Annotated in this window: 16 protein-coding genes and 1 tRNA gene; 5 read left to right on the top strand and 12 right to left on the bottom strand. The window is 57.6% G+C overall.

The features are described 5' to 3' along the window. Positions 1-3: 3 nt before the first annotated feature. Positions 4-1,170, bottom strand: a complete 1,167-nt coding sequence (locus CP97_RS09060; protein ID WP_048886887.1) for an efflux RND transporter periplasmic adaptor subunit — start codon at positions 1,168-1,170, stop codon at positions 4-6. Between the two features lie 95 nt (positions 1,171-1,265). Here CP97_RS09060 and CP97_RS09055 point away from each other — a divergent pair, with 95 nt between their 5' ends. Continuing rightward, positions 1,266-1,895: a TetR/AcrR family transcriptional regulator gene (locus CP97_RS09055; protein WP_048885663.1), complete on the top strand. Its 630-nt coding sequence runs from the start codon at positions 1,266-1,268 to the stop codon at positions 1,893-1,895. 263 nt (positions 1,896-2,158) lie between these two features. Here CP97_RS09055 and CP97_RS09050 read toward each other — a convergent pair. Both CP97_RS09050 and CP97_RS09045 read right to left on the bottom strand, forming a co-directional pair. Next, positions 2,159-2,235 (bottom strand) — tRNA-Arg (locus tag CP97_RS09050). A 46-nt stretch (positions 2,236-2,281) separates the two neighbouring features. Next, positions 2,282-2,692 carry an NUDIX domain-containing protein gene (locus CP97_RS09045; RefSeq protein WP_048885662.1) on the bottom strand — a complete coding sequence of 137 codons (411 nt, stop codon included), beginning with the start codon at positions 2,690-2,692 and terminating at the stop codon, positions 2,282-2,284. Positions 2,693-2,774: 82 nt separating this feature from the next. Between CP97_RS09045 and CP97_RS16495 the strand changes: the two genes are divergently transcribed. Continuing rightward, complete coding sequence (locus tag CP97_RS16495; RefSeq protein WP_048885661.1) at positions 2,775-2,957, top strand: Flp family type IVb pilin; 183 nt, start codon at positions 2,775-2,777, stop codon at positions 2,955-2,957. 92 nt (positions 2,958-3,049) lie between these two features. Continuing rightward, positions 3,050-3,217, top strand: a complete 168-nt coding sequence (locus CP97_RS09035; protein WP_063612406.1) for a Flp family type IVb pilin — start codon at positions 3,050-3,052, stop codon at positions 3,215-3,217. Positions 3,218-3,336: 119 nt separating this feature from the next. Here the strand turns inward: CP97_RS09035 and CP97_RS09030 are convergent, their stop codons facing one another. From CP97_RS09030 to CP97_RS09010, 5 genes are all read right to left on the bottom strand, one after another. Beyond that, a complete protein-coding gene (locus CP97_RS09030; RefSeq protein WP_227819567.1) occupies positions 3,337-4,821 on the bottom strand; it encodes a M48 family metalloprotease in 1,485 nt (494 codons plus the stop codon). A gap of 154 nt (positions 4,822-4,975) precedes the next feature. After that, entirely contained in the window at positions 4,976-5,923 is a 948-nt protein-coding gene (locus tag CP97_RS09025; protein WP_048885659.1) for an acetyl-CoA carboxylase carboxyltransferase subunit alpha, read from the bottom strand. Between the two features lie 9 nt (positions 5,924-5,932). Next, positions 5,933-6,814, bottom strand: coding sequence for a tyrosine recombinase (locus tag CP97_RS09020; RefSeq protein WP_082863779.1), 882 nt, complete (start codon positions 6,812-6,814; stop codon positions 5,933-5,935). A gap of 18 nt (positions 6,815-6,832) precedes the next feature. Next, on the bottom strand, positions 6,833-8,704 hold the full coding sequence (locus CP97_RS09015) for a hypothetical protein (RefSeq protein ID WP_048885658.1): 1,872 nt from the start codon (positions 8,702-8,704) through the stop codon (positions 6,833-6,835). Continuing rightward, the gene (locus CP97_RS09010) at positions 8,701-8,940 is read right to left on the bottom strand and encodes a hypothetical protein (RefSeq protein WP_048885657.1); all 240 of its coding nucleotides are present in this window, start codon (positions 8,938-8,940) and stop codon (positions 8,701-8,703) included. Before CP97_RS09010 ends, CP97_RS09015 begins: the two co-directional genes overlap by 4 nt. Between CP97_RS09010 and CP97_RS09005 the strand changes: the two genes are divergently transcribed. Next, entirely contained in the window at positions 8,933-9,508 is a 576-nt protein-coding gene (locus CP97_RS09005; protein WP_048885656.1) for a shikimate kinase, read from the top strand. The two genes, CP97_RS09010 and CP97_RS09005, sit on opposite strands and share 8 nt — an antisense overlap. After that, on the top strand, positions 9,499-10,608 hold the full coding sequence (gene aroB, locus CP97_RS09000; protein WP_048885655.1) for a 3-dehydroquinate synthase: 1,110 nt from the start codon (positions 9,499-9,501) through the stop codon (positions 10,606-10,608). The genes CP97_RS09005 and aroB overlap by 10 nt, the downstream gene beginning before the upstream one ends. Before the next feature lie 11 nt (positions 10,609-10,619). Here aroB and CP97_RS08995 read toward each other — a convergent pair whose 3' ends face one another. The 4 genes from CP97_RS08995 to gorA form a co-directional block, all read right to left on the bottom strand. Then, complete coding sequence (locus tag CP97_RS08995) at positions 10,620-11,621, bottom strand: isoaspartyl peptidase/L-asparaginase family protein (RefSeq protein ID WP_082863778.1); 1,002 nt, start codon at positions 11,619-11,621, stop codon at positions 10,620-10,622. A 53-nt stretch (positions 11,622-11,674) separates the two neighbouring features. Beyond that, positions 11,675-12,127: a DUF488 domain-containing protein gene (locus tag CP97_RS08990; RefSeq protein WP_048885654.1), complete on the bottom strand. Its 453-nt coding sequence runs from the start codon at positions 12,125-12,127 to the stop codon at positions 11,675-11,677. Then, positions 12,124-12,981: a hypothetical protein gene (locus CP97_RS08985; RefSeq protein ID WP_048885653.1), complete on the bottom strand. Its 858-nt coding sequence runs from the start codon at positions 12,979-12,981 to the stop codon at positions 12,124-12,126. The genes CP97_RS08990 and CP97_RS08985 overlap by 4 nt, the downstream gene beginning before the upstream one ends. Before the next feature lie 68 nt (positions 12,982-13,049). Beyond that, positions 13,050-14,399, bottom strand: coding sequence for a glutathione-disulfide reductase (gene gorA, locus CP97_RS08980; protein WP_048886884.1), 1,350 nt, complete (start codon positions 14,397-14,399; stop codon positions 13,050-13,052). Between the last annotated feature and the right edge of the window lie 15 nt (positions 14,400-14,414).

Genomic DNA, 14,414 nt, shown 5'->3' with positions numbered 1-14,414 from the left:
GTGCTAGCGACCGCCTCCGGTAGTCGTGGCAGAAGGGGTCGGCGCTTGTCGCCTCCCAGTAGGCGTATTGGTCACCTCGACCGGAACGCCAGGGCGAATTTTCTGAAGGTTGCTGACAATCACTTCGTCACCGGGTTCAAGCCCGCTCTCGACGATCCATTTGCCATCGACCATATCGCCCAGCATGATCGGGCGGACAGCGGCTTGCCCTTCTTCGTTGATGACGAAGACAGTACCACCATCGCCGGTTAGCGTCACAGCTTCCTGGGAGATTGTAATCCCGTTATTCACCGTACCGGCATAAATCTTCGCTCGCACGAATTCACCCGGAAGCAGGATGCGTGAGGGGTTACTGAACTCGGCGCGCAATTCGACAGTCCCGGTCTGTTCGTCGACCGAGAAATCGAGGAAGTCGATGTAGCCGAGAACAGGATATTCGGCTCCATTACCCATGGTAAGGCGCACTTCCATCTGCTCATCATCGTTGAGTGCCAGCTCGCCCGAAGCGATGGCACGGCGTATCTCGATCACTTCGCTGGCAGCCTGCGCGAAGCTCACATAAACCGACGAGATCTGTTCGATCCGGGTCATCAGCGTGCCTTCTGGCTGACTGACCAGCGCACCTTCGGTCACCTGCGCACGTCCCGCCCGACCGCTGATCGGCGCGCGCACCGTAGTATAACCGAGCTGCAGTGAGGCCGATTCCAACTGTGCCCGAATTTGCGCAACATTCGCCTCCGCCTCACGCGATGCGGCAATCGCCGCATCGTATTCCTGGCTACTGATGGCGTTTTCCTCCACCAGCGGGCGGTAGCGTTCAACCACTGCCCGGGCATTGGCGGCTGTCGCCTGGGCGCGAGTCAATGCAGCCTGCGTCTGGTTAAAGCTGGCACGCAATTCGCGAGGATCGATTCGGAAAAGCGGTTGGCCAGCGCTTACATCGGTGCCTTCTTCATAAAGCCGCTCCTGCACGATACCGGTTACGCGTGCGCGAACCTCAGCCTCTCGCACCGGCTCAACCCTCCCGGGCAGTTCGATCACATTGGGCACGGTTTGCGTCGCCACAATTACGGTCCTGACCGGAATTGCCTGAGGCGCTACTGCCTCTTCCGCTTGAGAACAGCCGACGAGCAAGAGGCTCGCGGCCAAGCTTAAAAATTTGGCTTTCATAGACAGGAGGCTTTCAGTCATCTTTTGTGCAGGTGCGAGAGTGTAATAGTTATTACGCACTTGTCCCGCAACCCTTTATCGTAGAGCCTTCGCAAATGATTGATCGAACCGAAAGCAGTCGACTCGACCGTCGCAAACGCGCCATTATTGAAGCCGCGCGGAGCTTATTCGTCGAGCAGGGATTTGAGCAGACGACCCTTAGCGATATCGTGGATCGTGCAGGCGGATCTCTGGCAACCGTCTACAAATTATTTGGCAATAAAGAAGGCATACTCGAGGTTGTAGTCTTCGAAAAGGCTTCTTCAGGCGCAAGACTTATCCACAAGGCTTCCGCACAAGGGGGCACTCCAGTGGATATCCTGCACCGCCTCTCCGAATCATTTCAGGCGCATTTCCTCGATCCGGAAGTGATTGCTCTTGTTCGCATCGTTATCGCCCAAAGCATAAGCAACACCGACTTTGCACAGCGATTCTTCGAACGGACAGCATCGCGAACGCATGATTCGCTCCAACAGCTGTTTACCGCTTGGAAGGAAAGTGGCGTCGAAATGAACGCACCCCCGCATATTTTGGCCGAATTGTACCTCGGCCTGTTTGTGAGCGATGTTCATGCAGAGGCGATCAGTCATCGCATGATAACGGATAAGAGCCTTGAAAGATTACACGCCAAGATTGAATTTTTCATCGCTGGCGCGGGCCTTGCCAATAATCAGGTCATCGTGTGACGGCTGAAGCTGTTGAGATGGCCAAGGCGAATATCTGCTCGCCGCGGTCAACGCCGACTGGGATTCTTCGCTAGACTTGCCCAGGGAGTCAGCGAGCCCGGCACCGGCTCGCGTTTACATAATGGATTGGTGCCTCAGCAAGGCTTGGCCGTCACCATACTGTCTTGACCCACCGCGTGCCTTCGGCGGTGCAAATACGAAATTTCAGAGAATCCTGTGACAGAAACCAGCAAAGGCCACCCCTTCGCAGAGATGGCCTTTGTTGGTGCGCCCGGAAGGATTCGAACCTCCGGCCCCCTGATTCGTAGTCAGGTACTCTATCCAGCTGAGCTACGGGCGCACTTGAGAGGCGGGCACATAAGCGGGGTGGCACAGCTTGGCAAGAGCTAACGCCTCGCCCCGTCAATTTGTCCCAACAGGACGCGATCCATCGGTGCCATTGCCAGAGAATACGCTTCGGAAGGTGTGAACCAACCCCACTCCTGCCCATCAAGGCCCCGTGGCTCACCACAGTGCTGACGTGACGTGTAAAGAAAAAGAACAATGTCGCGCTTGCCTGTTTCTTCAGCGAATCCGCAAGGGTCCAGCAGAGTGGGATCTATGTCTATCGCCAGCTCCTCCGATATCTCTCTGACAAGCGCAAGTCTTGGAATTTCCCCAATTTCTACCTTCCCACCAGGAAATTCCCAGCAGCCCTGATGATGTTTGCCGGCAATGCGTTGCTGCATCAGAATACGGCCATCAGCATCGAATAGAGCGAGGGCGACGACAGGTATCCATGTCGGAATTTTTGTCATCTTCGAAGCCCGTCTCAACCTTTTGTTAAATGTTGACTGCAAAAAGTCATGTCATCGCGTTCCACAACCAAGGGGAAGTTCTGTGCTTGCGAATAATTTCATAAAGCAGCTCCTGCATGATGAACAGGGCGCGACTGCCGTTGAATATGGCCTCATCGTTTCTTTGATCGTGATTGCCATGGTCACAGCCTTGCAGGGCCTCGCCACTGAAAGCTCGACGATGTGGGGTGAAGTGGAAACGAAAGTGGAAAACGCAGGCTCTTAGCACTTTCTCAAGGAATTCCCCTTAGTTCGGGGATAGCTCAAGTTGGATACGAATTGAGCCGGGTACGAAGACTTAAAACCAGGAGACTATAGATGACTTTTTTCAAGAACATGATCCGCGACGAGCAGGGTGCAACCGCCATTGAATACGGCCTGATCGCTGCCCTGATCGCCGTTGCTGCCATCACTGCAATGCAGAGCCTGGGTAACGAACTCAGCACGACCTTCAACAAGGTCAAGACCGAGATGGAAACAGCCTAATCGTCTAAAGAAGACTTAGGTTTAGACAGTTGGGCGGAGGGGAAACCCTCCGCCCTTCTGCTATGTGCGGTCAGAAAACTGCCAAGAAAAACCCCCGTCCATCTGGCCGGGGGTTTTCATCAATTGGCGCGGACGACGATCTTGTATTTGCGTCCGGGGACGACTTGGTCATTACCCGATAAGCCGTTCAGAACACGAAAGCGTGCTTCCTGACCATCGGTGTAAGCCATGCGCTGCGCCAGCGAGGCCACGCTGTCACCACCGCCAGCCGTGACGATATCGATCCTGCGCGGAATTACGCTGCCCGCTTCGCTGGCCGAAATCCGACGCATTGAACTGAACAATGAATTGAATGTGCCTGATTGTCCGGCTGGCGTAATGGCCTGGAAGTGAAACGCCTGATCCGCGGAAAATTCATACGCGAACACCGTCACATCAACTTGTTGCTGGCCATTGTTGACCCGCGCAGTGCCAAAGGCGGCAGGCAGTCCGTTGACCGTCGTGCGCTCAATGCTTGACGGTGCAAGCTGCTGCTGCTCGCCACCGATGGCCTGAAACGCAGAGCGTATATACGTATCGAGATTGTTGTTATAGGCCCCGGTCGTCAATTGAGCCTGACCGGCATCGCCATTGATGGAAACAGCACTGGGGCTGTTGATCATGTAAAAACCCTGTGGCGCGGTGAAGGAAAAACGCAGCATGGGGTGGATGAACTGATTGCCCTCAATCACACCCTGCTCGGGATCATCGCCATAGATCATGCCATCAATGCGACTGAGAAATGTGTCACGATTGGTAACGCCCGTATTGTTACCCGCCAGTTGCACTGCATTCTGCACGCGGCTTGCAGGATCCGGATGCGTTGATGCCCATTCAGGAATGGTGGCATTGTCGCGGCCCTGCAATTGGGCATCGAGCTGATTTTGCGCAGCCAGACTTTGCAGCAGAGTTGCCATGGAGCGCGGATCATAACCTGCATTCTTGAGATATTGCACGCCGAGCGCGTCGGCCTCCAATTCCTGATTCCGTGAATAGCTGAGCGTCAGGACCTGCGACCCCTGAAGGGCGCCACGTGCAATCGTTTCACCCAGCGGGTTATCGCCAAGCAAGATTGAGGAAAGGATCGCAATGCCAACGCCGCCAATCTGGTTACGCTGGGCCGCAGCCTGCCTGCGAGCCGAATGGCGCGCAGCTACGTGACCGACCTCATGGCCAAGAACGGCAGCAAGTTCCGCCTCATTATTCATGAGATTGACCAATTGCCTGGTCGCGTAAACATAGCCGCCGGGCACGGCAAATGCGTTGTTAACGCTGGAATTGAGCAAGGTGACATCAAAGGCATTGCGATCTTGCGCAAGGCCGGACTGCACCGCGATATTGGAGCCAATCTGATCGACATAGCTGGCGTAGGGGCCAGTCATTTCTCCACCGAACTGGGCAACGAACTGTTCGTGATACTGTGCGCCAACTTGCGCTTCTTCCGCCGTGATCGGCGAGCCGGGAGCAACATTTGCGCCAGGGACAGTGGCACAGGCGGACACTGCCATTGCAGCCACCCCCGCAACAGCAATGGATTTCATTTTACGAGACAGTGGGTGCGACATGCGATTCTCCTCCTAAACCCTGAATCGGGCGATTGGCGTCGCCCCGGTTACTTGGAGGAAAACAGCCACAGGCGGGCGATGTTCCCGCCCCGCCCCTAGAATTGCATGAATTGCCTTATGCAGGTCGGCTCAACCCTGGCAGATCGTGCGCCTCTCAGACCTCGCGTCCGATAGCCAGAAAACGATCTTCCCGACGCGTGCGCAACTGGTCAGGCGAGAGAAGGCAAAGTGCGTCGAGTTCTTCATTGATGGCATCTGTCAGATTGCCCACTGCCTCTGCCGGATTGCGATGCGCGCCTCCGGCAGGCTCAAGCACGATCCGGTCAATCACGTCGATGCTGAGCAGATCCTGTGCCGTAAGCCGCATGGCTTCTGCTGCCTGTGGTGCCTTGGACGCTGTGCGCCAGAGGATAGAAGCGCACCCTTCGGGCGAGATCACGGAATAAACGGCGTGTTCGAACATCAGCACGCGCTCTGCACTGGCAAGCGCGACCGCCCCGCCCGATCCGCCTTCACCAACGACAGCCGCGATCATGGGGACGCCCAGCGCAAGGCATGCTTCAGTCGAGCGGGCGATCGCCTCTGCCTGGCCGCGCTCTTCGGCTTCGATGCCGGGAAATGCACCGGATGTATCGACCAGAGTAACTACCGGCAGGCCGAATTTATCGGCCATTTCCATGAGCCGGATGGCCTTGCGATAGCCCTCGGGTTTGCCCATGCCGAAATTGTGCTTGATCCGCGTTTCAGTGTCATGGCCTTTTTCATGGCCGATGAGCATAATTTGACGGCCACGCAAGGTCGCAAGGCCACCCATGATTGCCTCGTCATTACCATAAAGGCGATCACCACCCAATGGCATGAAATGATCAAAGCCATGCGCCACATAGTCACGGAAATGCGGACGGCTGGAATGGCGCGCAACCTGCGTTTTCTGCCAAGGCGTAAGCTCGGCATAGGTGGTCTTCAACAGGGCCGCGCTTTTCTGTTCGAGACGGCGCAATTCACGCGAAATATCAACATCTTCACCAGCGGCGGAGCGCAATTCGGCAACCTTCGCTTCAAGCTCTGCAACCGGTTTTTCGAAATCTAGGAATGATGCCATAGCCTGCCGCTAACGCCCCGCGCCCTTCCCTGCAAGAGGATGTCTTTCGTTTACCAACGCTACGAGCCGCGCCGAATCCACATGGGTATATATCTGGGTCGTCGCAATATCGGCATGACCGAGCAGTGTTTGCAGGATCCGAAGGTCCGCCCCGCCCGCCAGCAAATGGGTTGCAAAGGCGTGGCGCAGGACATGCGGACTGACCTTGCGCGGATCCAGCTCGGCCCGCACGGCCAGCGCTTTTACCAGCTGATAAAGCCTGATTCGGGAGATGTGACCCGTTCGCGACGGGAAAAGGAAGACCGATCCATCCGCCTTGCGCACGGCCATCCAGCGCGAAAGGGCCTTGCGCGCTCTCCCGGAAACCGGGACCATGCGCTGCTGACCGCCCTTGCCAGTGATCGTGAGCAATGGCGCATCACGGGGAACGGCGCTGGCTTTCATCTCCACAAGCTCTGTTGCGCGCAGGCCCGATCCATATAGTATTTCCAGAAGGGTGAGCATCCGCACGGCATCAGGTCGGTCCCCGGCAGCTTCGTCCTCTGCAACGGTGAACAACCGCTTCACCTCGTCGAGTGAGAGTATCTTGGGCAGCGGGCGGCGCGCCTGCGGACGTGGCAATGCGGAGGAAGGATCATCCTGCCGTATTCCTTCATCCAGGCAAAAGCTGTAGAATTGTCGCAGCGCAGAAATCCTGCGCGCGACGGTGGATGGCGCGAGTTCTGCCCAGGCGCGCGGCAATTGCGCAAGATCATCCCGCGATGCGGCGGCCAGATCGCCGGCGATTTCTTCGCTTCCTTCCAGGTCGCGGCGGTAGGCTGCAAGCGTATTTGCCGCCGCCCCGCGCTCTGCCGCCATCATGGCGAGGTAATTGTCGATATGGGCCGACACGAGCGTTGCGGCTTCCTCCTACCCGCGAGCAACCGCCTCGGCGGCGATCATCCGTGCTTCGGCTGAAAGACCCACGCGGTTAAGAGCAGAAACTACATGATAGAGATGGCGCGGAGTCATTTGCTCCCAGCTGCTACCTTGCATGCCCAATCCAGCGAGCAGTGAAACCAGTGGGCGGTTTTCAACCTGCGCAGCACGCGAAATCTTGCTGCTCCATGCGGTGCTACGGGTCAAATTGACGCCCAGCTCATTTGCGAGATCGGCAGTATCGTCGCTTTCAAGTTTGCCCAGACCAGCAAGCCCGGCGATCAGAAAAGCTGATTTGCGCCGTTCGGAACTGGTGTCCGCATCCAGGAAATCTTCAACCGCGCCCACATCCACGCCGACAGTATTACCTGATGCATCTGCCAAAGCCAGCATGGCCCAGGCCTCGCTCCCTTCAGGTACAATGCCCGCCCAGCGCAGCGCATTGCGATCAAGGCCCGCTGCCAGCATTGATGCAATCAATGGGGCGACATCTGCGACTAAGTCTTGCGAGACCGGCAGCCGGGCTGCGGCATAAGATGTTAATACAAGGCGTCCGTAACCAGCGCCATCGCCCCACAACTGCCGCATAGCGGACAGACGCTCCGCAGCGGAACCGGCGACATATGCGGCACGCAGCAATCCGGCATTGGTCTTGTCATCACGTGAATAGGCATCACTCTCCCAAAGCTGCGAGTAGAGATCGACCATCGCAGAAGCGGATAAAAGGCCGCGTGCTCCGGCCAGATCGGCAGAGGCAATCCGCGCATCCAGCGGAGTTGCCGGAATTAGCACTTCGGACAAATCAAAGCTCGAAGACGCGGAAGAGCGCAGGTCTTCGGGCACCTCTGCACCTACGACGCGGGCCAAGGAATGACGCCATGGAGTAAGTTCTTCAACCCCGTCCCATTCAACATTGACCGCGCGACTGCCCTCGCCTGCAGCGCCCGCAAAACGCTGGGCCAGACGCACGTCAATCTCTGACGCAAGACCAGTGCCGAGTGCCCTTTCGAGTCTGCGGTTCGCGCCGCGCGTTTCGCCGAGATAGGCGGAGCAGATGCCTTGCACCAATTCCCATTCGGCATCTTCACGAAGATCACTCTGAAGCCGGGCGACCGGACACATCCCCAGGATGTCACCAGTCGCAACATAGGCATCAAAAGCAGCATCGGTCAGCGCGCGATCATAATTGCTGCCATCAATGTCCTGCGCAAGTGCACGCGCCACTGCACCTTCGCCCATCGCGCCAAGCGCGCGCACACGAAGTGCAGCGAAAAGGACGGGATCCATGCCTTCGGGTGCGTCGAGCCGACTGGCCAGTGCACGGCGCAACAATATGTGGCCCCAGCGCGAAATAACCGGGCCATTGCTCGCCTCCAGCGCAGCGCGCACCAATGCAGCTGGCTGGCCCGCCAATGAACGTACAGGGAAGCCACCCTCTGCATAGGATAGCAAGCCCACTTGAGCGACAGAGCGGCGCGCTGCTGCAGGAATATCAAACTTGGGACGCAGGCCGAGCACCTCATTCACCTCATCGCCCTCCATCGCCTCTAGTTCGGCTAGCGAAGGGAAACCCGGCGGCAGGGAAATTCCACCGGAAGGAGACTGGGACGATGAACCGGGCAGTCCTTGCACAACCGGCCTTGATACAGAGCCACCAGACGGGGCCGATGGTGTCGCAGGCTGATTGGGCGATGACGGTGGACGCGTTGCACTGGGCGATGGTGCAGGAGCCGGAGTAGGAGATGGCTGCGGCGGCGGATCACGAAACGCAGGCGGCAAAAGATCTTCCGGCCCAGCTGCAAAAGCGATTGTGGACGACAGGGCAAGCGCCGCGCCACCCAGCAGGAAAGTTATACGCTTCAAAGACTGACCTCCGGCACGGATACTGGCTCAACTATCAGGCGCTGTTCTTCCTGCCCGCCATCGAACCATGCCACCACAAGCAGCAACAGCATGGCAAGACCAGTTACAGTCAGCAAGAACATCAGGCGTTTTGACACCTTGCGGCAGTATCCCGTTTCCTCGTCGCACTTGGACAAAATGCCGGGCGACCTTGCCAGCGCGGTTAGCCCATCTATAGGCCATGCGGCAATGACCATTGCAAGCGAACTACCCGATGAAGGCACCATCCGCTCCATCCGCGCGCGGCTGAAGGGCCCGTTGGTCCTTGTCGGCATGATGGGTGCTGGCAAATCCACCGTTGGGCGTAAACTCGCCACGACGCTGGATATGGGCTTTACCGATTCCGATGATGAAATCGTGCAGGCTGCCAACATGTCTATCGCCGAAGTGTTCGACAGGTTTGGCGAGGAACACTTCCGCGACGGGGAACGGCGCGTAATTGCGCGGCTGATGGAAGAATGCGGTCCGGGATCGGTAATCGCGACAGGCGGCGGAGCCTTCCTGCAGGATGCGACGCGCAACCTAATTCTCGAAAAAGGTATCGCTATCTGGCTGGACGCATCACAGGAAACGCTGGTGGAGCGGGTCAGCCGAAACGATCGTAGACCATTGTTGCGAACGGGCGATATCCGCAAAAAGGTGGAAATGATGAAAGAGGCGCGCGATCCGGTCTATCGACAGGCGCAAATTCACCAGCGAAGCGATACAGGACCACATCAGGTGGCGGTGAATCGCATTCTGGAGGCGCTCGACAAATGGCTGTAACACAGGTGGCTCTTGCCGGGCGTGAATATGACGTGCGGGTAGATCGCGGACTGCTGGCAGATATTGCGAACCAGTGCGGCGCGCTACTGCGCAAATCCCATGTGCCGATCATCACCGATGCGAATGTCCATCGCCTGTGGGGCGATACAGTGGCGGCATCGCTTGCACAGGCAGGTAAGGAAGCGCGCTGGTTGGTGCATCCGGCGGGCGAAGGAGCGAAAAGCTGGGACGGCCTTGCACGCACGACCGAATGGCTGCTGGAGGAAGAGGTCGAACGCGGCGATCATGTGATCGCATTGGGCGGCGGAGTCATCGGTGATCTGACCGGCTTTGCCGCGTCAATAACAAAACGCGGCTGCGGCTTTGTGCAAGTGCCCACGACCTTGCTGGCACAAGTCGATTCGAGTGTTGGCGGAAAAACGGCCATCAATGTCAGCGCGGGCAAGAACCTTGTCGGCGCCTTTTATCAACCCGCCCTCGTGCTCGCCGATCTCGATGCGCTGACCACCCTGCCTGAGCGCGAATTGCGCTGCGGGTATGCTGAAGTTATCAAATACGGGATATTGGGTGACGCAGAATTTTTCGCCTGGTGCGAGACAAATGGACCTGCAGTTCTGGCAATGGATGGCCAAGCGCTCGAATATGCCGTGACACGCAGCGTGCAGGCCAAGGCGCGCATCGTTGCAGAGGATGAGCGTGAGACAAGCGGTGCACGCGCGCTTTTGAACCTTGGCCATACTTTCGGGCACGCACTGGAAGCCGAAACCGGCTTTTCCGATCGCCTGCTGCATGGTGAGGCGGTTGCGTTGGGCATGGTGCTGGCCGCGCGCTACTCGGCCCGGCGCGGTTTCATCAGCGATGCCGATTCACAACGCTTATGCAATGCCATCGCTGCAATTGGCCTACCAACGGAGATTTCCAGACTGGGGCTTGGATGCGACGGTGAAAACCTTGCCTCACATATGCTGCATGACAAGAAAATGGATGCTGGCACACTGCCTTTCGTCCTCCTGAAAGGCGTGGGTGAGGCCTTTCTGGACCGCGAAACCGACATGGTCGACATCGCCGCATTCATGGGTGGACAGTTGGCCTCTACCTAGGCTGAAGCGCTCTATTCTTCGACAGTAAAGATCGCGACTTCGTTCAACCCAGTGCTGTCAGCGCGGCCACGGTACATTCCGGAAGTGTTGAACGAAAACGCAGTTTCTCCGCGTTTGGACACGACAATTACGCCGCCACTGCCGCCAAGCTCCGCGACTTCTGCCATCAGATTATCGCCTGCTTCCAGTGGCCCCATACCGGCCAATTCCATCAGGTCGCAAATAGATTTGGCCACTACGGCGCGGATGAAATATTCACCCGATCCCGTGGCAGATACCGCGCAGGAATTGTTGTCGGCATAGGTGCCCGCCCCGATAATGGGGCTGTCGCCGATCCGGTCCCAGCGTTTTCCTGTCATTCCGCCCGTGGACGTTCCGGCGGCAAGGTTGCCGTGTATATCGCGCGCCACAGCCCCCACAGTGCCAAAACGATGTTCACCATCCGCCAGTGATATTTCGTGGGCACGATAGCGAGCAAGCGCCTTTTGCCGAGACGGAGTGACGAACCACGCACTTTCGGCACGTTCCAGTGGCGTGTCGCTGGCAAATTCTTCTGCACCTTCTCCACTGAGGAACACATGGCGGCCATACTGCATCACGGCTTGCGCCAAAAGGATCGGGTGGCGAATGGTGGAAACGCCCGCAATCGCGCCCGCTCGCCTGTTCTGCCCCAGCATCAGGGCGGCATCGTGCGAAATACCGCCGTCCCAGGTCAGCACTGCACCGCGCCCGGCGTTGAACAACGGATCGTCTTCCAGCAGGGTAATGACCGCCAGCACGGCATCTTCCGAAGTGCCGCCCGTGCGCAATACCTCAGCCCCAGCATCAAGCGCAGTTTGCAGCGATGCAGAATAGGCGGCCTCGCGCTCCGGCGTCATTGCCTCACGTTGTAGCGTGCCCGCGCCGCCATGAATGGCGATGGACCATTGGGGGAGCTCAGTATCATGCGCTGCAACACCGGCAGGGAGAAGTATGGCAAATAGCGCGAGCAGATGGCGCAGAGCGTTGAACATTGGCGACCCTCTTAAATGTTGTGCACCTCTTGTGCGGCCAAGCGGGCAGCCTTTCAAGGGATCGTTGGTCCGGCATGCAGATCACGGATGAGCCAATCTTCAAATGCGGCCTCTATCAGTAGTGCGCGATGGCATTTTGCAGTTTCCTCGCAATAACACAGCAGACATGTGCGCCCCTCTTGCGCCAATGCTTGCAACTCAGCCATCTGGGCCAGTGCCTCTGGCAGTTCTAGTTGCCCTTCATAGATATGCCGCAAGGTACCAAGGTCGCCCCGCCGCGCGGCATCGCGGCCCTCTCTCGGAGTGCCAAGGTGTTTGAAATGGCGATAGGTCATCCCCGCGTTCTGGGTCGCGGTAGCCAGTGATGTCTTTGAAAATCCGGGTCTGCGCGAAAGCGGCAGCGCGCGAATATCAGCCAGCAATTTCACACCTGTATCCACTAGCACGCCAGTCAGGGCATCCTGCGTCGCGCGGGCATAGCCGATGGTGAAGAGTTCTGTGGTCATTCAATCCCCGGTGGCGGCAATGCGTCAGGCGATTGCCGAAGCTGTGGGTAAGATTGATAAATGCGCTCATTAGCCTCGGGATTTCCGACGCCTTCAATCTCATGCCCGCCGCAGGCTTCGCGATAGGCGACAACGGCCGGATCATTGACGTCGACTGCGTTTGGCCCTGCCCATGTCATTTTCTCACCAAGGCGGGCGGCGATCTGTCCGGTAGTGCGATTAATCAAGACGTAATATCCTTCCGCATCGAGATCTAGCCCGGTTTCGGCGTGAAACCATGCGAGCTTTTCGGATGCATTCTCTTGTTGGCCCTGCATGAAGATGCACCCTTCGCGAAGGTAAATCTTGCCGCCAAAGGCCGCTTCCAATTGCCAGCCAGTGCGCATTTGGGAAGCAGGCCACAAACGCACCCCGCCCAGCGCAGATTCGCTCACTTGCGGAGCGATTAGCGGTAGTCGGAAAGACCAGCGCAAATGCGGCGGAACGCTCCAGTCGTTTTCCGCCACCCAGGCATCAAAGTCCTCCGCAGTCAGCAGCGTATCAATGCTCTGAATTGCGGACTCAGGCCCCTTGCCATCCAGACCGTGCCCCATAACTGCGCCGCGTTCCTCAAGGCGGGTCAGCCACAGTTCGCCCAGTTCTCTTGCATTCGCAGGTGGCGGGGCGGTCGGATCACGAAGAATCTCCGCCGACTCTATCTTTTGTGCGTTGCTGATCAGCCTGGCGTAATCCGGACTGGGCGCGTCAAGCTGCGTCGCATATCCGCGATCGTTCTTTTGCACATTGGAAGCATCTTCATTCACAGCGCTGCAAGCGGCCAGCACGAGGGTGGGCAACAGCATGAGATAGCGCATGGAATTCTCCTGCGAGAAGACATACTCAAGGCCGCTTTCGCAGCCATGAATACAGCGCGCAAGCCAATCTATCGCATTAGCACAAGCTCTTCCGCCATCGTCGGATGGATGGCGATGGTCGCGTCAAAATCCGCCTTGGTGAGGCCGGCCTTCACCGCAATGGCAGCGGCCTGCATCATTTCGGGCGCTTCGGGCGCGATCATGTGAATGCCTACGATTCGCCCGTCTTCGGCATCGCAAATCATCTTCATCAAGGAGCGTTCATTACGCCCTGCCAGCACGTTTTTCATCGGTCTGAAATCAGACTGGTAGACCCGCACTGCACCCAGCTTGTTCTTCGCCTCGCCCTCGGTCATGCCGACAGCCGCGATGGGCGGATGGCTGAATACGGCGCTGGGCACACAGGAATGATCGACTGCATAAGGATCGCCTTTGCCGAACACGCTATCAGCGAAAGCCTGACCTTCGCGAATGGCGACAGGGGTCAATTGCACACGGTCCGTCACATCGCCGACAGCATAGATGTGATCGATATTGGTCTTGCTGAAGCGATCAACCTTGATTTCGCCACCCTCGCCCAGTTCCACACCGGCGTTATCCAGTCCCAGCCCCTCTATATTAGGGCGGCGACCGACTGCAAACATGACGCAGTCCACCACTTCCTCTTCACAATCGGAGAGTTTCACCTTGTAGCCACCGTCATCACACGGTTTGATATATTCAAAGATCGTGTTGAACTTGAATTCGATGCCCTTCATCAGCGAAATTTGCAGCAAGCGGTCACGCAGCGCCTCGTCATAGCTGCGCAGTAATTGATCGCTGCGATTGACAAGCGTTACCTTGGTCCCGAATTCGTTGAAAATGCCTGCAAATTCATTAGCGATATATCCCCCGCCAGCGATAAGCATTCGCTTGGGCAGCTTATCGAGATGAAAGGCCTCATTTGAACTGATCGCATGTTCGGCGCCCTGGCATTCAGGCATAAATGGCCGCGCACCTGTGGCGATGAGGATATGTCTAGCCGTCACCGACTTGCCGCTGGCAAGGGCGATCGTGTGCGGACCAGCAATTTCGGCACGCTCATGGAAGATGGTGACATCGTGGTTTTCCAGCGTCTCTGTATAGGCGCCTTCCAATCGATCTACATCGGCCAGCACGTTGTCGCGCAATATGGTCCAGTCAAAGCTCTTGCCATCAATCTTCCATCCGAAACGCTGGCAGTCCTCCAGATCTTCTGCGAAGTGGGCTCCGTAGACGAGCATTTTCTTGGGCACGCAGCCTCGGATGACGCAGGTGCCGCCGATGCGGTGTTCTTCAGCAATGGCAACCTTCGCGCCATGCGTAGCGGCAACGCGGCTGGCGCGTACGCCGCCCGATCCCGCACCGATGGTGAAAAGGTCGAAATCATAATCGGACATGCTGGCTCCCTTGCG

The organism is Aurantiacibacter atlanticus (assembly GCF_001077815.2).
GTDB classification, from domain to species: Bacteria; Pseudomonadota; Alphaproteobacteria; order Sphingomonadales; family Sphingomonadaceae; genus Alteraurantiacibacter; species Alteraurantiacibacter atlanticus.
Note: the sequence above shows the minus strand (reverse complement) of the source record. Positions and strands in the feature narration are given on the sequence as shown.